Below are 23,555 nucleotides of genomic sequence, written 5' to 3' on the forward strand. Positions count from 1 at the left end.
GGACCGAACTCATGAAAGTTGAAAATTTCTGGGATGAGCTGTGTGTAGGGGTGAAAGGCCAATCAAACTCCGTGATAGCTGGTTCTCCCCGAAAGATATTTAGGTATCGGCTCGGGCAATTCAATGCCGGAGGTAGAGCACTGGAACGGCTAGGGGTCTCACCAGATTACCAAACCGTACCAAACTCCGAATGCCGGCAATTGTTATCCCGGGACGCAGTCAGTGGGTGATAACGTCCATTGGCAAGAGGGGAATAACCCAGACCGACAGCTAAGGCCCCCAAATCTAGTCTAAGTGAACACTAGAAAGGATGTGGCAGGTCATTGACAACCAGGAGGTTGGCTTAGAAGCAGCCATCCTTTAAAGAAAGCGTAATAGCTCACTGGTCAAGACAGGCCGCGCCGAAAATGTAACGGGGCTCAAGACTAGTGCCGAAGCTTCGGGTCATGCGCGTCAGGCGCGTATGGCGGTAGGGGAGCGTCCCAGTTGCAGCGAAGGTAGACTGAAAAGGCTGCTGGAGCGACTGGGAGTGCTGATGCCGAAATGAGTAGCGATAAAGGGGGTGAGAAACCCCCTCGCCGTAAACCCAAGGTTTCCTGGGTCAAGTTAATCTTCCCAGGGTTAGCCGGGTCCTAAGCCGAGGCCGAAAGGCGTAGGTGATGGCAAGCAGGTTAATATTCCTGCGCCATCTTGCAGACGTTGAACTGAGGGAGGACGGAGAAAGCTAGGCGAGCTGACCGGTGGTTGTGTCAGTCTAAAGACGTAGGGGTGTCGCGTACGAATAAAGGCGCGGCAGCTATCCCCGAGATCCCATGGCGCCCCGCAAGGGGTAAGTCGCTGATGCTCTGCTTCCAAGAAAAGTCCCGCAGGGAGTCTGCAGGGTGTCCGTACCGCAAACCGACACAGGTGGGTGAGGAGAAAATCCTAAGGCGCTTGAGAGAACTCTCCTCCAAGGAACTAGGCAAATTTCCACCGTAACTTCGGAAGAAGGTGGGCCTCTGGTAGGTGTAGGCGTACAGCCGAAGCCGAGAGAGGTTGCAGAGAAATGGCGGTAGCGACTGTTTACCAAAAACACAGGACTCTGCGAAGGCGACAAGCCGACGTATAGGGTCTGACTCCTGCCCGGTGCTGGAAGGTTAAGGGGATTCGTCAGCCGCAAGGTGAAGCGATGATCCGAAGCCCCAGTAAACGGCGGCCGTAACTATAACGGTCCTAAGGTAGCGAAATTCCTTGTCGGGTAAGTTCCGACCTGCACGAATGGAGTAACGACTTCCGCACTGTCTCGGAGAGGGACTCAGCGAAATTGAAATAGCTGTGCCGATGCAGTTTACCCGCAGCAAGACGGAAAGACCCCGTGAACCTTTACTACAACTTGACAGTGACACTAGGGATTGGCTGTGTAGGATAGGTGGGAGCCTTTGAAGCCGGGCCGCTAGGTTCGGTGGAGGCAACGGTGAAATACCACCCTGCTGATTTCTGGTGTCTAACCATGTCTCGTCAGCCGGGACTGGGACACTGTCTGGTGGGTAGTTTGACTGGGGCGGTCGCCTCCCAAAAAGTAACGGAGGCGCGCGATGGTTCCCTCAGCCCGATTGGAAACCGGGCGTCGAGTGCAATGGCATAAGGGAGCTTGACTGCGAGACCGACAGGTCGAGCAGGTGCGAAAGCAGGTCATAGTGATCCGGTGGTCCTGAATGGAAGGGCCATCGCTCAACGGATAAAAGGTACTCCGGGGATAACAGGCTTATCTCCCCCAAGAGTTCACATCGACGGGGAGGTTTGGCACCTCGATGTCGGCTCATCGCATCCTGGGGCTGGAGCAGGTCCCAAGGGTTTGGCTGTTCGCCAATTAAAGCGGTACGCGAGCTGGGTTCAAAACGTCGTGAGACAGTTTGGTCCCTATCTGCTGTGGGCGTAGGATACTTGAGAGGCTCTGACCTTAGTACGAGAGGACCGGGTTGGAGGCACCGCTGGTGTACCAGTTGTCTCGCCAGAGGCATCGCTGGGTAGCCATGTGCCGATTGGATAACCGCTGAAAGCATCTAAGCGGGAAACCGACCTCAAGACCAGGTATCCCGGGCGCAAGCCCCTGAAGACTCGTGGAAGACTACCACGTTGATAGGCTGGGTGTGTAAGCGCGGTAACGCGTTAAGCTAACCAGTACTAATAAGTCGAGCGGCTTACTTTCCCCTTTCTCTTGCATGCCCCAACCGGGGAGTAAGGGATTCGGGGCCAAGGCCGAGGCCAGGACGCGAAGCAAGGCGTCCGCCCGGAAGACAACAGCTGTTTCACTCTTCTTCTCAAAGAAGAGGCTTCACTCAAGCAGAAGCTTGCAACTTACCCTTCGTATGCACCGTCAATCGCTTTTCCGGTGGCAATGTCGGAGGGGTCACACCCGTTCCCATCCCGAACACGGAAGTTAAGCCCTCCAGAGCCGATGGTACTCCGCGGGAAACCGCGTGGGAGAGTAGGTCGCTGCCGGATTCTTTTTTCAAGGAAAGCCCCTGGTGCCGAAAGGCGCCAGGGGCTTTCCGCTTTGCGGGCTGCCCCTGTCCGTACTCGCCCCCGTGGATTGATCCGGCGTGGTGCGAACATACCAGGTCTGTCTTTGAAGCTGGCTTGGTCGTGCCTGCTTTGCTTGAGTGTCGCTCCTTCCCCTCTTGCAGGACAGGAGCCTCTCGCATGCATCTGCTTCGAATCTACGCCGCTGGTCTGCTCGCGCTGGGCTTCCTTCTCGCACCGGCCCGTTCCGACGCTGCCGCTGGGGTTCGCCTTGGCGTGGGCGCGGATTACTGGGTGGATACCAGCGCGGCCTTCAACTTCACCCTGGGCGTCGAGGGCCATGTGGCAGGTCCCATCTTCGTCGGCGCCCGCTTTGGCGCGGTGTTGGTGACGGACGGCAATGTGATTGGCGTTCCGTTGGACATCTCGCTGCGTGCGAACATCGGCCGGACCGTCTACATCGAAGGCTTGGCGGGACCTTGGATCTTCTTCAAGGGCGACGCCTTCAAGGCCCACGCGGCGTTCGGCTTTGGTCTGCAGGGGAAGGCCGCGAGCATCGGTGTCGAGGTGGGCTACCTCGACCCGAATCCCATCATCGGCTTGCGGCTCGGCTACAAGTTCTGAGGACACAGCCTCAGTAGTGGGGCGGGCGCTCCTGCTGGCGGGCGTCCACCAGGCCCGGCTCGGCCTCAAGCTTGAGCTTGAGCCGGTCCAGCTCCACGCGGAGCGTGTCGATGACGCGCCCCTGCTGATAGAGCACGTCGCTCAGCTCCTGCAGCAGCTCCTGCTGCTGCGTGTAGCGGATTTCCAGCTCGACCAGGCGCTTGTTTTCCATTGCCGTCTTCTCCGCGGGGGAATGCTGCCCCATGAATACCCTCGAATACCTTCAGCGAGCCCGCGAGTTGCTCGGGCGGGGGCAGCCCGAGCTGGCGGAGTCCGCGCTCAGTGACGCCATTGATGCGGCCGTGGCTGCGGAGGACCTCGTCCTCCTCACCCAGGCCCGCTTCGCGCTGGGGGAGCTGCTCTTCCAGCAGGGCCGCGACGAAGAGGCAATCCCCTTCCTCCAGGCGGTGGTCCGGACTGAACGGGCTGATGGTTCCGTGGATGCCCCCGTCATCGCGTCGGCGCGGATGCTGCGCCAGATTCGGGGACAGGAGCCTCGCTGACGTTCAGGGCAGCCGGCACTGCTCTCGGATGGCGTCCATCCGCTGGGGGAAGCGCCGCTCCAAATCGCTGCGTGTCTGACGTGCTCCCTCAAGCCGTCCGGACTTCACCTGGAGGGTGCACAGGGTGGCCAGCGCCCGCGTGTCCGCGACGTTCAAACGGTCCGCTCGCCGCAGGGCTTCCTCGGCGGCATCGTCGTTCCCGAGCTGGGCCCACGCGAGTCCAAGCTGGAAGTGGCCCTCCGCGAGCATCGGATCTGCTTGGACTGCCTGCTGCAACATCTTCACGGCTTCCCGCCCCCGTCCCTCCTTGCCGAACACGAGACCCCGTTCCACCAGGAGCCGGGCCGGAGGCAGCCTTCCTTCCAGCGAGGCGAAGACCTTCAGCGCCTCATCGGGCTGCCTCAGGCGACTGAGCAACCGTCCGTAGCGCACCCCGACCTGGACATCGCCAGGGATGCGCTGGTGGGCCCGGGCGAGGGCCTCCGTGGCGCCGGCGAGATCGCCCTTCTCTTCATTCAGGTCCGCCCGGAGGAGGTCCGCCCGGGCGTCTGTCGGTGCGAGCTGGTTGGCTTTGCGCAGGGACTGCTCCACGCAGCGCCCCATCCGCTCCAGGTCGCAGATGCGGGCGAGCAGGAGCTGGGTCTCGACCGCCGTGGGGTCCCTGCGCTCGGCTTCCAGGGCCAGGTCGTGGGCCTCCGCCGGGGCGCCTTCGCGCAGGAGTTCAGCCGCGGCGCGCAGGTCCGCGGCCGTCGCCTTGTCGTTGGTCTTCAACGGCACCAGGAAGGTCCGCCGACTGTTGATGTCCGGCGTCGCGCGGGCGATGGCCAGCTCCTGCTCGGGCATGTTCCGGGGCAGGAATAGCGGGATGAGGTGGATGGCGAGCGCGCCCGCGCACACCCACAGGACGCCTCGCATCCCCTGATGCCAGCGCCGGTCGTGACGCTGATGAGCTGGCCCGTTCGATGGTTCGCTCATGGCGGGCTCCTAGACGGCTCGGAGGTGGGGGCGCAGGTTCGAGGGGAGCTCCAGCCCGCAGCTCCAGCAGAGTTCGAAGTTGGCCGGGATCTCCTCACCGCAGCGGGGGCAGGTCACCGACCGGTTCGAGGCCTCCTGGTTGGCCTGGAGCTCGGCGAGGACCTGCCGTCCAGCTTCCAGCTCCTGCGGCCATAGCCACAGCTCCACCCAGGCCTCGGTGCTGGGGATTTCACCACTCAGCGGAGCCAGGGACTCGCCACGAACGTCGACCGAGAGACCGGCCGCTTCCAGGGCGCCCGCCAGCATCCGCGCCTCTCCGACCGTGCGGTGCACGGAGAACTGCACGCGCTTCATGATGCTTGTCTGTCAGAAGCGCGCCGTCGCGGCAACCGCGCCCGGCCGCCCCCCTGCTGTCTCTCTTGTCCCGCTCCTGCCCCGGACTTATCCCGGCCCTGCCGGACCGTGTGGGCGTCCGTCATTCATCGTGACGGAGCTGGTGTGGCAGGACGGCGTGGGCGTGGCGTGGTGCCCGGGCGTGCAGTTCGGCGGTCAGCAATGCGTCCAGCTCCGCGAGCAGGCGATCATATCCGCCCCCGGCGCCCTTCGCGGGCAGCCGCTCGGTGGCGAGGCGCAGGCGAGGGGTCTCCTCGTCCTCGAAGGCCAGGGTCACGGCCAGGCCGTCCGGGCCGCCGCCCCTGGGAGGCCAGCGTCGCGGGCTCGGGCTCTCGCTGGAGCGTTTCCAGCAACGGGCTCAGCCGATGAATCTCCTCTGGGGTCAGGTCTCGCTCCACCACCGGCTCGCCCTGCTCCAGGACGCGCAGGTGTCTCAATCCCTCCACTCGCAGCGCCTGGGCGCCCGTGTTGGTCCGACCACTGCGCTCGTAGGTCACCGTCTTCACGCGCCGTACCTCCCTCGGTTCAGGAGTAGGCATCCGTCTTCAGGTCCGCATCCGGGAAGGGATGCCTGGGACGTTGCCGGGCCAGGGAGGCGCGCTCGAGCGACCGATGCCCGACACTGCGGCGCTCCGGTTCATGCGTTTCGGGAGGACACCCCGTGCGCCTTGGCCGGACACGTCTGCCTGGACGTCCTGCGGCCGCGATCCGCCGCGTGGGAACGCCACTCCCGACCCTGATGCCTTGGTCCGGGTCACGGCTTCGACGCGCTGAATCCAGAACGTTCCTGTCGTTCCTCGCGGGGGCGCCGCGGGAATTGTCTGGGAGTGGTTCCCCGAAACACCGGGCGGAGCGTGCGAGGGGCCGGCAGCGTGTCCTTGCCGGCCCCCATTGCCTCAGCGTGTCAGCGGACGCGCGGCGAGCACTCGCCTTCGCCGCGATAGTGCCCCACGGTTCGCACGAGTGCCGTCACGAAGTCGCGCAGGGTGAGCACGCTGCCCGCGCCCCCCGTTCCGTACTGGCCGGACGGCAGTGTGGTCAGGTCCACCGTGCCCAGCTCATCCAGGGTGACCTCGCCGTCCGGGCCGACCACGCCCGCGCTGTCCGCGGCGGCGATGGCGTCGAAGCGCATCTTCGCGTCAGGGGACTGGAGGTCGTCGAAGAACAGGTGGTCGCCGTGGATGGTGAGCTGCACCGTCTCCGTGCCCCCCTTGGGCACCGTCACGCCGCTGCCCATGTCCTCGCTCTCGCAGCGCTCGTAGAGGGTGTTGGTGGGAAAACCCCAACGGAAGCGCTTCGACACGGCGCCCTTCGTCGCGGTGCCCTCGACGTAGACGGACCAGCCTTCGGTGTTCATCCGCGTCACATCCGCGGCGTCCGCGTTGCCGGCGGTGGCGTCCGGGACGGGGGCGATGGCGTAGCTCACCGCGTCCCATTCCTCCGAGGCCAGGTCGGTGAAGGCCGCGACGTTCACGGGGCCCGGACGGTGGACGTCATAGACCTTCGCGGGCGTCTGCTCCGCGGCCGTTTCGCCTTCGCGGTTGGCGACCCTCAGCTCCCCCAGCTTCACGAGGAACTTGTCGTAGCGCACGGTCCAGCCGTCCTCGAACGCGGAGGCGGGCATCTCCTTTTCGATGAAGTCCTCCCCGTACGCGGTGAACGTCACGTTGCCCTGCCCCGACGAGCAGGCCATCAGGCCCAGACACGACACACCCATCAGCCACTGCTTCATTGCGCTGCTCCTTCCACCCACGTCACGACGTAGGCGCTGGTGTCTTCCACGCCGCGCACCAGGGCATTCTGTGCCTGGCTGTCAGCGGGGAAGGTGGAAACGCCTGCCGCGTCCGGAAGCGACGCGGTGGCGAAGTTGATGCGGCTCATCCACTTGCCCAGGTCCACCGCGATGCTCACGGCGCCGGGCTCCTGCTTCAGTTCACGCTCGAAGCGCACGCCTTCAATGGCCTTGGGGAGATCCACCGCGGCGTCGAAGCGCACGGTGACCCCCGTCGTGTGGAGCGCGGTTCCCCGCACGTGCACCTGGTGGCCTCCCAGCACGTTCTGCGCGTCCGTGGCCGCCGTGGGCGTCACGAGCGTCAGCTCCAACGAGCCGTAGGAGCCCGTGACGGCGTTGGCGTCGCCCAGGAAGGCGCCTCCCGTCGCGAGCAGGTCCACCGTCTGGACCTTCAGCACCTCTCCCAGCGCGTCGCCTGGGACGTAGTGGCCCGGGTGCGCGTGCGCGGTGCCTCCGATGAGCGAATACCAGTCGAAGCGCGGGGCGCGTGACAGCAACACCCGGCCTTCGAAGAAGCGCACCGCGCCCACCGACATCTGGACGGCTTCCGGTGTGACCGTCCAGCCGTGCGCGTTGGGGGCCGTGGGCGGTGTCGCTGTCATCGACACTCCGAACGTGCGGCGCTCCGCCTCCGTCTTGTCGTCGCCGCAGCCCAGGCACATCAGGGTCGCCGCCACGGCGAGCGTGTCGCGCAGCAGGGCAGGGGTTCTTGGCATCACAGGTGGACCTCCAGGGTGAGCGAGGCCGTGCGTGGCGACCCCGCGGTGAAATGCCGGGCCGGCACGAGGCTGGGCGGCGTGCTTGGGTCGAAGCGCGAGCTGTAGACGAACTCGCCGTCCCGCCAGCGCGTGTTCAGCAGGTTCTTCACGTCGAGCCGCAGGGCGAAGGCGCCCCGTCGCAGCGCGGCTTGTGCGTCCGCGAGGAACACCGTGCGGCTGAACTCGTCGTAGGGCAGGGGCCGGGGGCCGATGAGGGTGAGCCCCGTCCCCAATGACAGCAGGGCCCCCAGGCCGGGCAGCGGTCGCTCCCAGCCCAGGTCCGCTCGCGCGACCAATGGCGCGAAATAGGGCAGCCGCGCGTCTGTCTTCGTCACCGTCGCGTTCGCGACCGTGGCGCTCAGCGCGGCCGTGAGGCCCGGCAGGGGACGGGCCTGCAAGGCGGCGGAGAGGCCCGTGCGCAGCGTCTCTCCCGTGAACACGGTGGTGCCCACGGTGTGGTCGAAGAAGAAGTCATTCTCCACCTGCGAGCCGAAGAGGCTGGCCTGGAAGGACAGGCGTTGCCCTTCGCTCCGGGTCCCCAGCTCCGCGCCACGCACGTTCACGAAGGGGGCTTGTTCTCCCTCGGAGAGGCTTCGTGCCTGGGGCGAGCGGAAGCCGTCGCCATAGCTGGCGAAGAGGGCCCAGGTGTCCGTGAGGGCGTACTCAATGCCTGCCTTCGCGCCCCAGTGCACCCCGAACGCGCTGCGTGAGTAGCCCTGGCCGTCGTAGAAGCGCGGGTCCCGGAAGGCCAGCGCGTCGAAGACCTCGATGCCCAGGGCGTCGGCGCGGCCTCCCAGTTGGAAGGCCCAGCGGCCGAGGGGGAGCCTTGCTTCGGCGTAACCCCAGACATCCGTCTGGGTGATTTCCGCGTCCACTTCCTCCGCGAAGAAGGTGCCGTCCGTTTCGCGGTAACGGCGCTGCGTCTGCTGGATGCCGTCCCGCCTTCCTCCCAGGCCCAGCTCCAACGAGACGGGCTGGCCGAAGAGGGTGACCTGGCGGCGGTGCTCGGCGCGCAGGCCCAGCGTGGAGCCTCCGTTCGTCTGCTCCAGGCCGTCACCCCGGTCGTCCACGCGGTAGCCGGTGAAGTTGTTGCGCAGCCTCAGGTCCGAGAGGATTCCGAAGGCCTCCAGCCGCGTGCGCGCCGTGCCTTCACGCGGCAGGTCCACGCCGAGCAGGAGCTGGTGCCTGGACACCGTTCCGCCCTGGCGTGGGAAGGCGCCGGAGTAGAACGTGCGCCGGCCGGCTTCCAGGTCGTCCTCGCGCACCACGCCCGGTGAGTCGAAGCGCGTGACGTAGCTGCCCCCGAGGACCCGGGCCTTCAGGCCGTGGCCCAGGTCGAATCGGGCCTGCGCGAGGAGGGAGGCGCGACCGTAGGCCCGCTGCGGGCCGAAGCCTTCACCCTCGCCCAGCTCGGCCGCGGCGAAGGTGCCGGGGTCCTCTCCGGGACGGACGGTCACGACGAGGCGACGCTGGCCGAACTGGCCCAGGGTTCCCGCGAACTCAACGCCCTGCTCCCGAGCGCCCAGGTCCATCCGCACGGTGCCCGCGACCGCGAAGTCTCCCTGGAAGGCGCGGTAGGAGCCCTCCGTGACCTCCAGCGACTGCACGAGCTCCGGGATGATGAAGTTGGTGTCCGCGTAGCCGAGCGCGTGGATGTGGCTCACCTCGTTCACCGGCAGGCCACCGACGTTCAGCTCGACGTCCTGGCCGTGTAGCGCGTCGAAGCCTCGGAGGAAGAGCTGCTGCGCCTTGCCCTCGCCGCTGTGCTGCGAGGCCACGAGGCCCGGGACCACCCGCAGGACGTCCACCGCGTTCGTGCGCGGCGCCGTGTCGAGGATGTCCCGGCCGATGGTCACCTCCGATGCGCTTCGCGCCGGACGCGCGCCTCGCACCACGGTGGCGCGCTGCTTCGTGCCTTCGTCCGGGACGGCACGTTCAGGTGGTGGGGGCGCGTCCGAAGCGGTGGTGGGAGCTGGCGCGGCGGGGTGTCGTGGCTCGGTGGGTGGGGCGCTCGGACTTGGAGACGCGGAGGGGAGGGCCTGGGGCGCGATGCCCGGGCTGCTGAGCGGACCTCCCGGCTCGGTCGACGGTGCGGAGGCTGGCGCTTGCGGCTTGTTGGCTGATGCCGGTGTGTCGCTTTCGACATGGCCAGGCGTGGGCATGTCTTGCGTTGCTTCGTCGCTTGTTCCCGCGCGTCCGGTTCCGGCGAGGCTGATCAGTAGCGGCTCGTGGGTAAACCCTTCGGCCTGGGCTGGTTGTGTTCGCGGCTGTGTCGGCGTGGCGCTTGTCACCGCGGCAGCCGCTTCCTGGCCGGAGCGCGGCACCGCGTGGAGGCACGTCGACAGCGTGGCGATGGCGAAGAGCAACATGGGCACGGGAGACAACGGCACGAGGGAATGGCGGTACGTCCCAGGCACGCGACTCGACGCGCGCGCCCGGGACGCAATGAATGAAGGACAGCGCGAGGCCCAACGCGCCCATGGCCCGTTCCTGGCTCAGGCCAGACGGGTCCCATGCACGCGAAGCGTCCTGACGAAGGTGCGGAGGGCGCGGGTCCTTCTACGGACCCTGCGGCATCGCGGTGGACCGCCAGCGCTGGCCCGGCGACCACGCCGGCATCCGCGCCTGCTCCACCCGCCACGACACCCACCGCAACGAGGGCGGCAGGTACACCGTCCAGCTCGCCGCCACCGCCAACAGGTGCTCCACGGAGCCTGCCTGATGCTGGTGGCCCTGCTGGCCGTCATCCCCTCGCGGCTCGTCTCCGCGTCCGGCTTCCGCCGCGCACGTGGACGGCTTCGCCTGGGACGCGCTCACGGTTCGCGCGAGCGCCCCTTCCGACTCCGCTGACGCGCCGCAGGGGGCCTTCGCTTCGCCCCCTGCGCGGTGGACGTGGCTCGCCGGCCCGTGTGCGTGGGTGTGCCCACTGCGGCCTACACCGTGCCCCACCACCGCGTGCAGCACGGGCGCCACCGCGAGCCCGTACACCAGGAGCATCAGTCCCAGGCATGCCAGGTCACGTCGGTCTCGGGAGTCCCACACGGCGGTTCGTTCGCGCGAAAAACGGCTGTCGTCCAGGACGACGGGTGATCGGTCCCCGCCTCCCTAGCCGTCCGCCCCTGGACACGCAAGCAGCCTTCCCCCGCCCGCTGTCCGACACTGTCCCCGCCGTTCCGCCCCCTTGCCCGTGGACCTCTTGACGCATTGCATTGGAATCCGCTGCAGCCGAAGTCTTCCCGTCATAGACTCCTGGGGTGCGTTCTGAATCCGCCGTGCTCCGTTCGCTTCCTGCCTCCACGGGTGTGACTCCCGCGCCGCCGCCTTCGCGCGCGGAGCGGCTGCGCTCGTTGGAGACCGAGTCCTTTGATCTGCTCGTCATTGGCGGCGGGGTCACCGGCGCGGGGGCTGCCCGGGACGCGGCGCTGCGCGGCTTGAAGGTCGCGCTGGTGGAGCGCGAGGACTTCGCCAGTGGGACGTCCAGCCGCTCGTCGCGCCTCATCCATGGCGGCCTTCGCTACCTGGAGCACGGACACCTGGGGCTCGTCTTCGAGTCCAGCATCGAGCGGCGGCGCCTGCTGCAGTTGGCGCCCCACCTGGTGCGCCCGCTGGCCTTCGTGTGGCCCGTCTATGCCGGGGCGCGGGTGCCGCGCTGGAAGCTCAACGCGGGCCTCATGCTGTACGACGCCCTGTCGCTGTTCCGGAACGTGAAGGCGTATCAGCGGCTGTCGCTCAAGCAGGTGCTGGAGGCGGAGCCGGGCATCCGCTCCGAGGGGCTCAAGGGCGGCGCGCGCTACTACGACGCGGCCACCGACGATGCGCGCCTGACGCTCGCCAACGTGCTGGGCGCGAGCGATGCGGGCGCGGTGGTGCTCAACCATGCCTCCGTGAAGCGGCTGGTGATGGAGGAGGGCAAGGCCACGGGCGCGGTGGTGGTGGATCACCTCACCGGCGCCGAGCACACGGTGCGGGCTCGCGCCATCGTCAACGCCACCGGGCCCTGGAGTGATGAGATCCGCCAGCTCGATTCGGGCACGACCCGCTCCGGGCCTGCGGTGCGCGGCAGCAAGGGCGTGCACATCGCCGTGCCCCGGTCCCGCCTGGGCATCCAGGACGCGCTCACGCTCCTGTCCCCCGTGGACGGCCGCGTGATGTTCATCCTGCCCGCGGATGCGTTCACCCTCATCGGCACCACGGAGACGGCCACCCGCGCCCACCCGGCCGAGGTGCGCGCGAGCGAGGCGGACGTGGCCTACCTGCTCGCTTCCGCCAACGCGTTCTTCCCGGAGGCGAAGCTCACCCGCGAGGACATGGTCAGCGCCTGGGCCGGCATCCGGCCGCTGGCCGCCAGCGGCTACCACGGCAACACCGACGCGGGCAGCGCCAGCCGCGAGCACGCCATCGACGTGAGCCCGTCCGGGGTGCTCGCCATCAGCGGTGGCAAGCTCACCACCTTCCGCGTCATGGCGCGCGACGTGGTCAACGCCGTGGAGCGGCACCTGGTCATGCCCCACCGCAAGTCCACCACCGATGCCCGCCCCCTGCCGGGCGGTGACATCGCGAAGCTGGAGGCGGAGTTCGCTTCGGCGCGGCAAGAGGTGGGGGACGCGCCCACGGCCGACCATCTGGTGCGCGCGTACGGCAGCCGCTGGCGCGCCGTGTGGGCGCTCACGCAGGAGACGCCGGCGCTGGCCGAGCCGCTCGTGGATGGGCTGCCGTACCGCCGCGCCGAGGCCGCGTGGGGCGTGTCCCACGAGATGGTCCAGACGCTGGCGGACCTGCTCATCCGCCGCCTCAAGGTGGCGTTCGAGACGCGCGACCAGGGGCGCTCCGCCGCTGTCCGCGCCGCCTCCGTCATGGCGCCGCTCCTGGGGTGGGACGCGGCGGAGACGGAGCGACAGCTGGCGGCCTATGCGGTGGATGCCCACCGCATCTTCGGCGTGGACCCCGCGGACGCCTGACCGCCTGGGTGGGCGCCGCGACGCGGCACGCCGTGCTCGCGTGGGAGGCGATGGATGCTGCTCACGGAGCGTTGGCCGCAGCACGTTGGCCGGCACCGCGTGCCCGTCGAGCGCATGACAGCCGCCCGAGCAGCCGTCCTTCGTCCATGCTTAAATTGTTTCTGGGAACGGGACGCCGGGCTGCCCCGTTCTTCCCGGCCGCCTCCTCGCGGAGACGGCAGGTCACGGCGCGGTACCTGCCGCTTTCCGGGCACGAAGGAGATGCACCCCATGAAGCGTTGGCTTTGGCTTGGGCTCGGGTTGTCCGGTCTGGTGGCTTGCGGCGGAGAGCCGGACCCCATTGATGTCGTCCTTCCCCAGGCGTGTCCCGGGACCACCGACCTCTCGCTGCCCGGCACCACCGGTCTCTCCGTGCCCGGCACCGCGTCCTCCGCGCTGAGGGCGCAGGAGCCTCCGGACGGGGTGATCATCACCTTCAAGCCCAAGGTCACCGCCAGCGCGCGGGCCGCCACGGCGGACTTCGCGGCGCTGGTGGAGCGCGAGGGCGGCACGGTGAAGCGCCGCTTCCCCAACCTCCACAAGGTGTCCGCCCGGCTGTCGCCCGAGGCCCTGGAGAAGCTGCGGCAGAACCCGGACGTGCTCGCCGTGGAGCCCAACCGCCGCGTGTATGCGTCCAGGCTGCCGACGCTGCCCCCGGTGGTGTCGTGGCAGGGCGCGTTCAACACCCAGGGGTCCGTGGGCGAGTACACCGACGGCCTCAAACTGGTGCAGGCGCCGCAGGTGTGGGACGCCAACAACGACGGCATCCTCGACGTCACCGCGCCCACGGGTGAGGGCGTCAAGGTGTGCGTCATCGACAGTGGCTGGGACAGCAAGCACCCGGAGCTGAAGGCGGCCTACGTGGGCGGCAAGGACTTCGTCGACAATGACGACGACCCGTCCGACCAGAGCGCTGATGCGCTGGGCATCGTGACGGTGGGCGGCGGCCATGGCACGCACGTGGCGGCGACCATCGTGGCGCAGCTGGGTTCGGGCGGGCGCGTGGTCGCCGGCCAGGAGCCGAACGGCGTGGTGGGCGTGGCGCCTGGCGCGTCGCTGCTCGTCGCCCGCGTGCTGGACGTGAAGGGCGGCGGCAGCACCGACGACGTCATCGAGGCCGTGCAGTGGTGCCAGGCGCAGGGGGCGAGGATCGCCTCGATGTCGCTGGGCGCCGAGAAGCCTTCCGTGAGCGAGAAGGACGCGTTCGACGCGGTGTGGAACGACGGCAAGGGGCTGCTGTCCATCGCGGCCAGCGGCAACGACGGCACGCAGGGCATCGCCTTTCCGGCCGCGTACCCCAAGACGGTGATGGCGGTGGGCGCGGTGGATTCGCAGGGCGAGTACGCGAGCTTCTCCCAGTTCGGTCCGGAGCTCTCCGTGGTGGGACCGGGGGTGGATGTGCTGAGCGCCACCGTGCTGGGCGCGGCGTCACAGTCCTCGTTGGAGGCAGGGGCGAAGCCCATGTCGTCGTCGCCGCTGGCGTTCACCGCGCAGGGCAGCTACACGGGCCGGCTGGTCAACTGCGGCCTGGGCGCGGACCGGGCCGCCTGCGGCAATGCCGCCACCTGTGACGGCTTCGTCGCGTACGTGGACCGCGGCGACTACCTGTTCGAGGAGAAGGCGCGCAACGTCATCGAGGCCGGGGCGCGGGCCGTCATCATCGGCAACAACGAGCCTGAGGATGGCGACGGCCAGTTCACGCTGGGCACCGCGTCCTCGCACTGGGTGCCCACGGTGTCCGTGTCGCTGGTGTCCGGCGCGGCCCTCAAGAAGCTCGAGGGCCAGATGGTGACCGTGAACATCGACGGCGTGGACTACCAGCGCGAGTCGGGGACCTCCATGGCCACCCCGCACGTGACGGGCGTGGCCGCGCTGGTGTTCAGCGCTCGGCCGGACCTGTCCGCCGCGCACGTCCGCGCGGTGCTCGAGAAGACCGCGCAGGATGACGTGCTGACGCCGGGCTTCGACGAGAAGTACGGCCACGGCGTCGTGCAGGCGCAGAGGGCCGTGATGTTGGCGCGCGCGCTGCCCCCGGGCGGCGGGCCGCTCCCGCTGCCGTAGCGTCTCCCTGGCTTCCGACCTTCCCCAGCGCCCCCGGGCCCCTTCAGCGGGACCGGGGGCGTTGTGCTTGCAGACACGGGCTCCTGATCGTGACGGCAGGGCAGGCAGGGGGACGGGCGCAGGGGCGCAGGGACGGTGGCTTTGGAGGACTGCGCGTGCACCTTCCCAGATGGGAGGAAAGCCACGCATGAGGCGAGACACCTGGATGGGGCTGGGGATCGCGGGCGTGGCCTGCCTGCTGATGGGCACGGGGCCCGCGCTCGCCACGCCGGACGAGAGGCCTTCACGGGGGCCGGTGGAGCCGTTGAACGGGGCGCCGCGCATCCTGCTGGCCCAGTCCGGTTCGGGAGATCCCGAGTCATCCGAGGACTCGGCGCAGCCCGCGGTCGGATCGCCTCCCGCCACACAGGCGCCTACGACAGGCACGGGGATGGAGGCACAGCAGGCGCCTGCCTCCGAGACGGCCCCTGCGGCGGGGACGAACACGGCCGTTCCCAACACGGGCGTGGCTCCGGGCACCGGCGGCGCGGGCAACGCGAATACGGGCACTGGCGGCGCGGATGTGAGCCCCACGGGAACGAGTCCGGGCACTGGCGCCGCAGGCAACGCGAATACGGGCGCGACACCAAGCACCGGCGGCGCAGGCAACGCCAACACGGGCGCGACACCAAGCACCGGCGGCGCGGGCAATGCCGGCACGGACGCGGACGCGAACCCGTTTGACGGAAGTCCCTCCGCGGACCCCGACCCGGAGGCCAGGGACTCCAATGTGAATGCCGGTGGCAACGGTAACCAGGCAGCAGGTGCGAATCCGGGCACCGGTGGTACGGGCACTGGTGCCACGGGGGCTCCGGCGGCGGCGCCCGCCCCCGCGGCCCAGGAGGGCATCGCGGTGGTGGATGCCATCTACACGGGGGTCGTGACCAAGGTGTCCTCGAAGGAGGTCGTCATCGTGGACGCGGGCACGCGGCTGCCGCTGGAGATTGGCTCCGGCACGCGCATCCTTCGCGACGGCCAGGCCATCCGTGTGAACCAGCTCAAGGAGGGAGAGAAGGTGCGTGCCGTGGTCAACATCGTGGGCAAGAGCCACACGCGGGAGATCGCCGTGCTGTCCAAGGACGCCGCCCGTCGCGCCGCCGGGCTGCGCTGAAGTCCTGTCCCCCACCCGTGCCCCCGCGTCCGTCAGTCGTGCGGGGTGGGGCACGTCTCGGGGGCGGAGGTTTTCATCATGACGGTCTTCGACCGATACCGCAGTCTGCTGCACAAGCTGGCCCTGGTCCGCGCTCGCGCTCCGGGCGGTGATTCGCCCGAAGTGGATGCGCTGCTCGACACGATGGACGAGGTCTGGGACGCCATGTCCGAAGGCGAGCGCGCCGCGATGGAGCGCGAGCGCGAGCGCCTGACCGCCGCTGCCCGTCCGGACGAACACGCCCTGCCTGCCTGAGGCCGCGCGCCCGCGTCACTTGCGGACGGAGCCCATGGGCGCGCCCAGCGGTGGGGAGGGCGGCCGCTGCTGGCGCTGCCGCTGGCCCCACACCGCGCGCGTGTAGTCCACCACCGACGCCAGCGACAACAGGCAGACGAGCGCCACGAGCGGACGCACCAGCGGCGGGTAGAGCAGCACGCACAGCAGCACCGCGAGCTGCAACGTGGTGACGAGCTTGCCCAGCATCCGCGCCTTGAGCTCGATGGCCCGCATGTCCGGGCGCAGCCTGGCGACGATGAACCCGATGGCCGTGCCGATGTCGCGCAGCAGCAGCAGCGTCAGCTCCACCGGCCCGATGAGCCCGTCCAGCAGGCACACGAGGAAGGCCGTCACCATGAAGGCCCGGTCCGCCACGGGGTCGATGAGGGCCCCCCAGCGCGTGGCCAGCCCCCGGTGCCGGGCAATCCAGCCGTCCAGGAAGTCCGTGGCCGCGGCCAGCACCACGAGCAACGCCCGCAGGCGCGAATCCGACACCACGATGAACACCGCGGCGAGCGGAAGGCGCGACAGGGACAGTGCATTGAGCAGCACGAGGCTTGCCCGACGGTGCATGGCTCTCAAAAGGTAGTGCTCGGCTCCCAGGGCGCACCTGTCCCGGGCGGCGAGCGTCCAGCGACCAACGCCCCCGGCGACCGCTGAATCCGCATCCGCCCGGACCCATGGACCGCCCACCGGTGTCCCACCGGGACGCACCGGGAAGGTCCCGGTCCGCCTCCAGGAGTCTTGCGCCCGTGAATGCCATCCACCCCCTGCGCCGTCGGGTGACGGGCGCCGTGCTCGCGCTCGTCACCACCGCGATGCCGCTGCTCCTGAGCTGTGAGGCGAGCGGCGAGGCAGCCAGGCGGGCGGCGCCCCCACCCCACGCCGTCACCGAGGAGGAACGGACGCGCTACTCGTGGCTGTCCGCCACCGCGAAGGTGCGCGCGCTGGAGGAGACCTTCGCGCCGCCGGAGGGCTACACGCGGGTGCCCCTGGACGCGGGGTCCTTTGGCGCGTGGCTGCGCGGCCTGCCCCTGCGGCCCGAAGGCTCGCCCGTGCGCGACTTCGCCGGAGGGACGGTGCTTGCCGCCCGCGACGCGCGGCTGGCGGCGGTGGGGGAGCTGGACGTGGGCTCCGTGAACCTCCAGCAATGCGCGGACTCCATCCTCCGGCTGCACGCCGAGTGGCGGTGGGCCTCCGGGCAGAAGGAGCGCATCGCCTACCGCTTCACCAGCGGGCACGTGGCGTCGTGGCCCCGGTACGCGGCGGGGGACCGGGCGCGCGTCTCCGGTTCGAAGGTGACGTGGGTGCCGGGCGCCGGGGCGGCGGATGCGTCGCGCAAGGCCTTCCGCGCGTACCTGGACCTGCTCTTCACCTACGCGGGCACGCTGTCCATCCAGGCCGAGGGCGCGCGGCCCACCCGCGAGCAGTTGCGCCCCGGGGACTTCTTCGTCCTGGGCGGCAGCCCCGGCCACACCGTGCTGGTGCTGGACGTGGCCACCAACGCGAAGGGCGAGCGCGTGGCGCTGATAGGGCAGGGCTTCACGCCCGCGCAGGACTTCCACGTGCTCGCGGGCCGGGACGGTCCCTGGTTCTCCCTGGAAGGCGACGCCGTGGCGACGCCCTTCTGGGCGCCGTTCCCGATGACGTCGCTGCGCCGACTGCCGTCGCCCTGAGCCGGGCTCCCCGCGCCGGGCGCCCTCCCGGTGCGTCCCCGGGCAGACGGGGAGGCAGTGGGGGCGTGGGGCCGCGGGGTTCCGCTGGAGGGTGGGGCGGCGAAGTGTTGTCCTGCCGTCAACGCGGCCGCGCCGCTTCCGGGTTCGTGCTCCCCCCGCGCACCACCAAGCAGCCTAAAGGAAGGGGGTCCCGGTCCCCGAGCCTCCACCATGTCCTCCGCCGCCGCGCCCCTGTCCTCCTCTCCCCGCCGGGCGAGCCTGCTCATCGTCGACGACACCCCCGGCCACCTGCTGGCGCTGGAGGGCATCCTCGCGCCCCTGGGACAGCGCCTGGTGCGCGCCGCGTCCGGCCGCGAGGCGCTGCGGCGGGTGCTGGACGAGGACTTCGCCGCCGTCCTGATGGACATGAACCTGGGCGACATGACGGGCGTGGACGTGCTGAACCTGATGCGCGAGCGCGAGCGCAACAAGCGCACGCCCGTGCTGCTGATGACCGCGGGCGACGGGGACGAGAAGGAGTGGCTGGCCGCGTACGCGCACGGCGCGGTGGACTACCTGCGCAAGCCGCTGCGCCCTGAGATCCTGCTGGCCAAGGTGTCGATGTTCGTGGAGCTGCACCTGGCGCGCGAGGCCGTGCAGCTGCGGGAAGAGGCGCTGCGCGAGCGCGAGCGCAGCGCCCTGGAGGTGGTGCACCGCGAGCGGCTGCACACCTTCCTCATGCAGGCCCCGGTGGGCATCTCCATCGTGCGCGGGCCGGACTTCACCTTCGAGCTGGCGAACCCCCACTACGAGCTGCTGGTGGGCCGGAAGGTGGCGCCGGGCACCCCCCTGACGACGGTGTTCCCGGAGATGGCGGCGCAGCCGGAGATCCTCCAGGTGCTGCGCGACGTGGTGCGCACGAAGCAGCCCTTCATGCGGCCCGAGTTCCAGGTGCCGCTGATGCGCAACGGCAAGCTGGAGTCCGTCTTCTTCAACGTCATCTACCAGCCGCTGGTGGAGGTGGACGGCAAGGTGTCCGGCATCATCACGCTGGCCACCGACGTGACGGAGTGGGTGCGCTCGCGCCAGCAGACGGAGGCGCTCACCCAGGACCTGCGCCGCCAGCAGGAGGCCCTGCGTGAGAGCGAGCAGCGCCTGCGGATGGCGCTGACGGCCACGCAGCTGGGCACCTTCGACATGAACATGCTGACGGGCGCGCTGGACTGGGATGCGCGCTGCAAGACCCTCTTCGGCCTGCCGCCGGACGGGGAGGTCACCTACGCGCGGTTCCTGGAGGGGCTGCACCCGGAGGACCGCGAGCGCGTGAACCAGGCGGTGGCGCGCAGCACGGACCCATCCGGCACGGGCGACTACGACGTCGCCTACCGCACCGTGGGGCTGGAGGATGGCGTGGTGCGCTGGGTGCGCGCCACGGGGCGGACGCTCTTCGAGGACGGGCGGGCCCTGCGCTTCGTGGGCACGGTGCAGGACATCACCGAGGCCCGGCTCGCGGAGGAGGAGCGGGCGCGGCTGCTGGCGGGGGAGCTGCGCCGCACCGAGCAGCTGCGCGGGCTGTCGCGCGCGAGCCTGGCGCTCAACGCGGCAGGAGGCGTGCAGGCCATCCTGGACCTGGTCACCCTCAAGGCGCGCAAGCTGATGGGCGCGAACCAGTCCGCCGTGCTGATGATGGAGGGACGTGATTCGGCCCAGCCGCTCACCGCCCTGTCGGGCGTGGGCGCGGACGGCGCGGCGGTGGTGGACGAGCGGGGCCTCTTCGCCCAGGTGTGCCGGGAGAACCGCTCGCTGCGCCTGACGCGCGAGGCGTTGCAGGCGCATCCGGCGTGGCGGGACGCGACGCCCACGCCGGAGCCGGCGCTGCCCCTGCGCGGCTTCCTGGCGGCGCCGCTGGTGGGGCACGACGGCCGCAACCTGGGGCTGGTGCAGGTGTCCGACAAGCAGGAGGGCGACTTCGACGCGGAGGACGAGATGGTCGCCGTGCAGCTGGCGCAGATGGCCAGCGTGGCGCTGGAGAACGCGCGCCTGTACGAGACGGCGCAGGCGGAGCGGCGCAACCTGTTCGCGGTGCTCAAGCAGCTGCCCGCCGCCATCACCGTGCTGCGCGGCCCAGACCTGGTGTTCGAGATGGCCAACGACCTGCGCCTGAAGCTCACCGGCTCGCGGCCCCTGATGGGGCTGCCCGTCCGCGTGGCCCTGCCGGAGCTGAAGGACCAGGGGCAGATCGAGCAACTGGAGACGGTCTACCGCACGGGAGAGACGTACCAGGGGCGTGAGATTCCCCTGCGCCTGGGGCGCGACCAGGGCGAGGACGCACCCGAGGGCTTCTTCAACCTCACGTTCCAGCCGCTGCGCGACGCGGAGGGGCGCGTGGACGGCATCGTGTCCGTGTCGTGGGAGGTCACCGAGCAGGTGGTCGCGCGCCGGCGCATCGAAGCGCTGGCCGCGGAGCTGAAGGATCGCGAGCAGCAGTTCCGCACGCTCGCGGACTCCATCCCGCAGCTGTCCTGGATGACGGAGCCGGACGGCAGCATCTTCTGGTACAACCAGCGCTGGTACGACTACACCGGCACGAGCCTGGAGCAGATGGCGGGCTGGGGTTGGAAGTCCGTGCATGACCCGGACGACGTGGACCGGGTGGTGGCGCACTACCAGGAGGCGATGCGCGAGGGCCGGCTGTGGGAGGACCAGTTCCGCCTGCGCCGCGCGGATGGCACCTACCGCTGGTTCCTGTCGCGAGCGATGCCGGTGCGGGACGCGGAGGGGAGGATCGTCCGCTGGTTCGGCACGAACACGGACATCGACGATGAGCGCAAGGCGGTGGAGGCCCTGAAGCTGGCGGAGGAGGAGATCCGCCGCCTGAACACCGGCCTGGAGAAGCGCGTGCGCGAGCGCACCGCCCAGCTCCAGGAGGCGAACAAGGAGCTGGAGTCCTTCAGCTACTCCGTGTCACACGACCTGCGCGCGCCGCTGCGCCACATCACCGGCTTCGCGCAGTTGCTGGAGCGGCGGGCGGCGGCGAAGCTGGACGACGTGTCGCGGGGCTACCTCACCACCATCGCCGGCGCGGCGAAGCAGGGCGGCACGCTGGTGGACGACCTGCTGGCGTTCAGCCGCATGGGCCGGGCGGAGATGCGGCGCACGCCGGTGGACCTGGGGCAGCTGGTGACGGAGGCCCGCAAGGACCTGCTGCCGGAAGAGAGCGGGCGCCAGGTCGGGTGGCAGGTGAGCGAGCTGCCGACGGTGGAGGGCGACCCGGCATTGTTGCGACAGGTGATCCACAACCTGCTGGCCAATGCACTGAAGTATACGCGTCCGAAGCCGGAGGCCCTCATCGAGGTGGGGGCGCGCGAGGCGGAAGGGGAAGCGGTGGTCTGGGTGCGCGACAACGGCGTGGGCTTCGAGATGCAGTATGTGGACAAGTTGTTTGGCGTCTTCCAGCGGCTGCACACGGCCGAGGAGTTCGAGGGCACCGGCATCGGGCTCGCGAACGTGCGGCGCATCGTGTCCCGCCATGGCGGACGGACCTGGGCGGAGGGCGCCGTGGGGCAGGGCGCGACCTTCACCTTCACCCTGCCCCGGACTTCTCCGCTGACGGAGAAGAAGGAAGAAGAGCGCACGCGTGCTTGAGCTCAAGAGGATCCTCCTGGTCGAAGACAGCGCCAACGACGTGGCGCTCACGCTGGCGGCGCTGGAGGAGGTGCACCTGGCCAACGAGGTCGTGGTGGTGCGCGACGGGCAGCAGGCGCTGGACTACCTCTTCCGCAAGGGGGAGTACGCGGGCCGCCAGGACGGCCACCCGGCCGTGGTGCTGCTGGACCTGAAGCTGCCGAAGGTGGACGGGCTGGAGGTGCTGGAGAAGGTGAAGGGCGCCCCGGAGCTGAAGGCCGTGCCGGTGGTGATGCTCACCTCGTCGCGCGAGGAGCGGGACCTGGCGCGCAGCTATGGCCTGGGCGTGAATGCCTACGTGGTGAAGCCGGTGGCCTTCCCGGACTTCGTGTCCGCGCTGCGCGAGCTGGGCCTGTTCTGGGCGGTGGTGAACCAGCCGCCCCCGGGGGCGCCCACGCCGGGAGCCCCGAAGTGAGTGGACGCGGCAATGCCGCGCTGGAGCTGAATCCGGCCGCCGCCTCCGGGCGTCCGCTGTCCATCCTGCTGCTGGAGGACAGCCCGCTGGATGCGCAGCTGGTGGCCGCGCAGCTGGAGGAGGGCGGGCTGCCCGCGACGCTGGAGTGCGCCGCGGGCCGGACGGCCTTCACCCACGCGCTGGCGAAGGGGAAGTTCGACCTCATCCTGTCCGACTACAACGTGCCGGGCTTCGACGGGATGAGCGCGCTGGAGGCGGCGCAGGCGGTGTGTCCGGACACGCCCTTCCTGTTCGTCTCCGGGGCGCTGGGCGAGGACCGCGCCATCGAGCTGCTCAAGCGCGGCGCCACCGACTACGTGCTCAAGGACCGGCTGGAGCGGCTGGGGCCCAGCGTGCGCCGGGCCCTGCGCGAGGCGGAGGGGGTGCGGCTGCGCAAGCGCACGGAGGAGGCGCTGCGCCGTTCGGAGGAGCGCTACCAGTTGGTGGCGCACGCGAGCTTCGACGCCATCTGGGACTGGGACCTGCAAACGGACGCGATGCACTGGATTGGCGACGCGACGGAGGAGGTCTTCGGCTTCCGGCTGGAGGAGGTGGGCGCGGACGCGGCGTGGTGGCGGCGGCACATCCACGAGGATGACCGCGAGCGGGTGCTGTCCGGGTTGCAGCGGGCCTTCGAGGCGGACGAGGACCGGTGGCAGGACGAGTACCGGGTGCTGCGCAAGGACGCGTCGTATGCGTACGTGGCGGCGCAGGGCTGCATCGTGCGCGGGGCGAGCGGCAAGGTGCGGCGCATCGTGGGCGCCCTGCGCGACATCACCGAGCGGCGGCGCGCGGAGGAGGAGAAGCAGAAGCTGGTGCACGAGGCCCAGAAGCGGGTGGAGTTCGAGCAGCAGCTCATTGGCATCGTGAGCCACGACCTGCGCAACCCGCTGGGGGCCATCCTCACCGGGGCGTCGCTGATGCTGCGGCGCGAGGACATCCAGCCGTGGCACGCGAAGGCGGCGGCGCGCATCCTGTCCGCGGCGGAGCGGGCGACGCGGATGATCCGCGACCTGCTGGACTTCACCCAGGCGCGCATGGGCGGCGGCATCCCGGTGCAGGCGGCGCCGTGTGACTTCCACGCGCTGACGATGCAGGTGGTGGAGGAGGCGCGCACGGCGCACCCGGAGCGCACCATCCTGGTGGCGCAGGAGGGGGATGGGCAGGGCGCGTGGGATTCGGACCGGATGGCGCAGGTGCTGTCCAACATCCTGGGCAACGCGCTGAAGTACAGCCCGGAGGACACGCCCGTGCGGGTGGAGAGCCGGGGAGAGCCGGACGCGCTCGTCGTCCACGTGCGCAACGGGGGAGACCCCATCCAGCCGGAGCTGCTGCCGCGCATCTTCGAGCCGCTCCAGCGCGGCACGATGGTGGGCCGCTCCGAGCGCAGCATCGGGCTGGGGTTGTACATCGTGCGGCAGCTGGTGCTGGCGCACGGGGGCACGGTGGACGCGCGCTCGTCGGCCAGTGAGGGCACGGAGTTCACCGTGCGCCTGCCACGCGTGCCCGCGAGCGAAACGCCCTCCTCCGGCACGGAGTCGTAGGCGCGTCACGGTGGAGAAGGGGCGTCGCCGCGTCGCAAGCGGCCCCCTATCTCCCTTTCGCGAACGGCCCTACACTGCGGGTGAATCCGAGCACGCACGGTCGGAGAAT

At 69.5% G+C, this 23,555-nt stretch carries 19 protein-coding genes and 2 rRNA genes (1 of these 21 only partly in view); 12 read left to right on the plus strand and 9 right to left on the minus strand.

From position 1 onward, the window contains the following. From OV207_RS01345 to OV207_RS01355, 3 genes are all read left to right on the plus strand, one after another. Positions 1-2,188: ribosomal RNA gene (locus OV207_RS01345) — 23S ribosomal RNA — on the plus strand; it begins 780 nt to the left of the window's first position. 179 nt (positions 2,189-2,367) lie between these two features. Then, positions 2,368-2,484 (plus strand): 5S ribosomal RNA (gene rrf / locus OV207_RS01350). A 198-nt stretch (positions 2,485-2,682) separates the two neighbouring features. Then, the gene (locus tag OV207_RS01355) at positions 2,683-3,126 is read left to right on the plus strand and encodes a hypothetical protein (RefSeq protein ID WP_193345998.1); all 444 of its coding nucleotides are present in this window, start codon (positions 2,683-2,685) and stop codon (positions 3,124-3,126) included. Between the two features lie 10 nt (positions 3,127-3,136). Here the strand turns inward: OV207_RS01355 and OV207_RS01360 are convergent, their stop codons facing one another. After that, positions 3,137-3,337, minus strand: coding sequence for a SlyX family protein (locus tag OV207_RS01360; protein ID WP_267551899.1), 201 nt, complete (start codon positions 3,335-3,337; stop codon positions 3,137-3,139). Positions 3,338-3,368: 31 nt separating this feature from the next. On the opposite strand from OV207_RS01360, the gene OV207_RS01365 reads away from it, so the two are divergent. Beyond that, entirely contained in the window at positions 3,369-3,668 is a 300-nt protein-coding gene (locus OV207_RS01365; RefSeq protein WP_120544379.1) for a tetratricopeptide repeat protein, read from the plus strand. A 3-nt stretch (positions 3,669-3,671) separates the two neighbouring features. On the opposite strand, the gene OV207_RS01370 is transcribed toward OV207_RS01365, so the two are convergent. The 7 genes from OV207_RS01370 to OV207_RS01400 all read right to left on the minus strand — a co-directional run bounded on the left by OV207_RS01370 (position 3,672) and on the right by OV207_RS01400 (position 10,583). Further along, positions 3,672-4,583, minus strand: a complete 912-nt coding sequence (locus OV207_RS01370; protein ID WP_267551903.1) for a tetratricopeptide repeat protein — start codon at positions 4,581-4,583, stop codon at positions 3,672-3,674. Between the two features lie 69 nt (positions 4,584-4,652). Continuing rightward, positions 4,653-4,997, minus strand: coding sequence for a DUF7577 domain-containing protein (locus OV207_RS01375; RefSeq protein ID WP_193346000.1), 345 nt, complete (start codon positions 4,995-4,997; stop codon positions 4,653-4,655). A 121-nt stretch (positions 4,998-5,118) separates the two neighbouring features. Beyond that, positions 5,119-5,313 (minus strand): hypothetical protein, encoded by a 195-nt coding sequence (locus OV207_RS01380; RefSeq protein ID WP_267551907.1) that lies wholly within the window; start codon positions 5,311-5,313, stop codon positions 5,119-5,121. A 627-nt stretch (positions 5,314-5,940) separates the two neighbouring features. After that, complete coding sequence (locus OV207_RS01385) at positions 5,941-6,768, minus strand: hypothetical protein (RefSeq protein ID WP_267551909.1); 828 nt, start codon at positions 6,766-6,768, stop codon at positions 5,941-5,943. After that, on the minus strand, positions 6,765-7,544 hold the full coding sequence (locus OV207_RS01390) for a hypothetical protein (RefSeq protein ID WP_267551911.1): 780 nt from the start codon (positions 7,542-7,544) through the stop codon (positions 6,765-6,767). Before OV207_RS01390 ends, OV207_RS01385 begins: the two co-directional genes overlap by 4 nt. Beyond that, a complete protein-coding gene (locus OV207_RS01395; protein WP_420715151.1) occupies positions 7,544-9,748 on the minus strand; it encodes a TonB-dependent receptor domain-containing protein in 2,205 nt (734 codons plus the stop codon). The genes OV207_RS01390 and OV207_RS01395 overlap by 1 nt, the downstream gene beginning before the upstream one ends. 397 nt (positions 9,749-10,145) lie before the next feature. Next, on the minus strand, positions 10,146-10,583 hold the full coding sequence (locus OV207_RS01400; RefSeq protein ID WP_267551915.1) for a hypothetical protein: 438 nt from the start codon (positions 10,581-10,583) through the stop codon (positions 10,146-10,148). A gap of 257 nt (positions 10,584-10,840) precedes the next feature. On the opposite strand from OV207_RS01400, the gene glpD reads away from it, so the two are divergent. The 4 genes from glpD to OV207_RS01420 all read left to right on the plus strand — a co-directional run bounded on the left by glpD (position 10,841) and on the right by OV207_RS01420 (position 16,088). Beyond that, positions 10,841-12,544 (plus strand): glycerol-3-phosphate dehydrogenase, encoded by a 1,704-nt coding sequence (gene glpD, locus OV207_RS01405; protein WP_420715152.1) that lies wholly within the window; start codon positions 10,841-10,843, stop codon positions 12,542-12,544. Between the two features lie 270 nt (positions 12,545-12,814). Then, positions 12,815-14,644, plus strand: a complete 1,830-nt coding sequence (locus OV207_RS01410; RefSeq protein WP_267551919.1) for a S8 family serine peptidase — start codon at positions 12,815-12,817, stop codon at positions 14,642-14,644. A gap of 187 nt (positions 14,645-14,831) precedes the next feature. Next, complete coding sequence (locus tag OV207_RS01415) at positions 14,832-15,794, plus strand: hypothetical protein (RefSeq protein WP_267551920.1); 963 nt, start codon at positions 14,832-14,834, stop codon at positions 15,792-15,794. A gap of 78 nt (positions 15,795-15,872) precedes the next feature. Next, complete coding sequence (locus OV207_RS01420) at positions 15,873-16,088, plus strand: hypothetical protein (RefSeq protein WP_193346008.1); 216 nt, start codon at positions 15,873-15,875, stop codon at positions 16,086-16,088. 15 nt (positions 16,089-16,103) lie between these two features. Here the strand turns inward: OV207_RS01420 and OV207_RS01425 are convergent, their stop codons facing one another. Next, positions 16,104-16,682: a CDP-alcohol phosphatidyltransferase family protein gene (locus OV207_RS01425; RefSeq protein WP_267551922.1), complete on the minus strand. Its 579-nt coding sequence runs from the start codon at positions 16,680-16,682 to the stop codon at positions 16,104-16,106. 245 nt (positions 16,683-16,927) lie between these two features. Between OV207_RS01425 and OV207_RS01430 the strand changes: the two genes are divergently transcribed. The 4 genes from OV207_RS01430 (at position 16,928) to OV207_RS01445 (ending at position 23,446) form a co-directional block, all read left to right on the plus strand. Continuing rightward, positions 16,928-17,785 carry a DUF4846 domain-containing protein gene (locus OV207_RS01430; protein WP_267552763.1) on the plus strand — a complete coding sequence of 286 codons (858 nt, stop codon included), beginning with the start codon at positions 16,928-16,930 and terminating at the stop codon, positions 17,783-17,785. Between the two features lie 210 nt (positions 17,786-17,995). Then, on the plus strand, positions 17,996-21,409 hold the full coding sequence (locus OV207_RS01435) for a PAS domain-containing protein (protein ID WP_267551923.1): 3,414 nt from the start codon (positions 17,996-17,998) through the stop codon (positions 21,407-21,409). Next, complete coding sequence (locus tag OV207_RS01440; protein WP_267551924.1) at positions 21,402-21,863, plus strand: response regulator; 462 nt, start codon at positions 21,402-21,404, stop codon at positions 21,861-21,863. The genes OV207_RS01435 and OV207_RS01440 overlap by 8 nt, the downstream gene beginning before the upstream one ends. Further along, positions 21,860-23,446, plus strand: coding sequence for a sensor histidine kinase (locus OV207_RS01445; protein ID WP_267551925.1), 1,587 nt, complete (start codon positions 21,860-21,862; stop codon positions 23,444-23,446). Before OV207_RS01440 ends, OV207_RS01445 begins: the two co-directional genes overlap by 4 nt. The last annotated feature ends 109 nt before the right edge of the window (positions 23,447-23,555 follow it).

This window comes from Corallococcus sp. BB11-1 (genome assembly GCF_026626625.1).
Lineage (GTDB): Bacteria > Myxococcota > Myxococcia > Myxococcales > Myxococcaceae > Corallococcus > Corallococcus soli.

Excerpts from the sequence above, each read along its gene's own strand:
- OV207_RS01415 (WP_267551920.1), top strand. The coding sequence starts at position 14,832 with ATGAGGCGAGACACCTGGATGGGGCTGGGGATCGCGGGCGTGGCCTGC.
- OV207_RS01370 (WP_267551903.1), bottom strand. The coding sequence starts at position 4,583 with ATGCGAGGCGTCCTGTGGGTGTGCGCGGGCGCGCTCGCCATCCACCTC.
- OV207_RS01410 (WP_267551919.1), top strand. The coding sequence starts at position 12,815 with ATGAAGCGTTGGCTTTGGCTTGGGCTCGGGTTGTCCGGTCTGGTGGCT.
- OV207_RS01425 (WP_267551922.1), bottom strand. The coding sequence starts at position 16,682 with ATGCACCGTCGGGCAAGCCTCGTGCTGCTCAATGCACTGTCCCTGTCG.
- OV207_RS01390 (WP_267551911.1), bottom strand. The coding sequence starts at position 7,544 with ATGCCAAGAACCCCTGCCCTGCTGCGCGACACGCTCGCCGTGGCGGCG.
- OV207_RS01435 (WP_267551923.1), top strand. The coding sequence starts at position 17,996 with ATGTCCTCCGCCGCCGCGCCCCTGTCCTCCTCTCCCCGCCGGGCGAGC.
- OV207_RS01365 (WP_120544379.1), top strand. The coding sequence starts at position 3,369 with ATGAATACCCTCGAATACCTTCAGCGAGCCCGCGAGTTGCTCGGGCGG.
- OV207_RS01430 (WP_267552763.1), top strand. The coding sequence starts at position 16,928 with ATGCCGCTGCTCCTGAGCTGTGAGGCGAGCGGCGAGGCAGCCAGGCGG.
- OV207_RS01420 (WP_193346008.1), top strand. The coding sequence starts at position 15,873 with ATGACGGTCTTCGACCGATACCGCAGTCTGCTGCACAAGCTGGCCCTG.
- OV207_RS01360 (WP_267551899.1), bottom strand. The coding sequence starts at position 3,337 with ATGGAAAACAAGCGCCTGGTCGAGCTGGAAATCCGCTACACGCAGCAG.
- OV207_RS01375 (WP_193346000.1), bottom strand. The coding sequence starts at position 4,997 with ATGAAGCGCGTGCAGTTCTCCGTGCACCGCACGGTCGGAGAGGCGCGG.
- OV207_RS01400 (WP_267551915.1), bottom strand. The coding sequence starts at position 10,583 with ATGCTCCTGGTGTACGGGCTCGCGGTGGCGCCCGTGCTGCACGCGGTG.
- OV207_RS01385 (WP_267551909.1), bottom strand. The coding sequence starts at position 6,768 with ATGAAGCAGTGGCTGATGGGTGTGTCGTGTCTGGGCCTGATGGCCTGC.
- OV207_RS01355 (WP_193345998.1), top strand. The coding sequence starts at position 2,683 with ATGCATCTGCTTCGAATCTACGCCGCTGGTCTGCTCGCGCTGGGCTTC.
- OV207_RS01395 (WP_420715151.1), bottom strand. The coding sequence starts at position 9,748 with ATGCCCACGCCTGGCCATGTCGAAAGCGACACACCGGCATCAGCCAAC.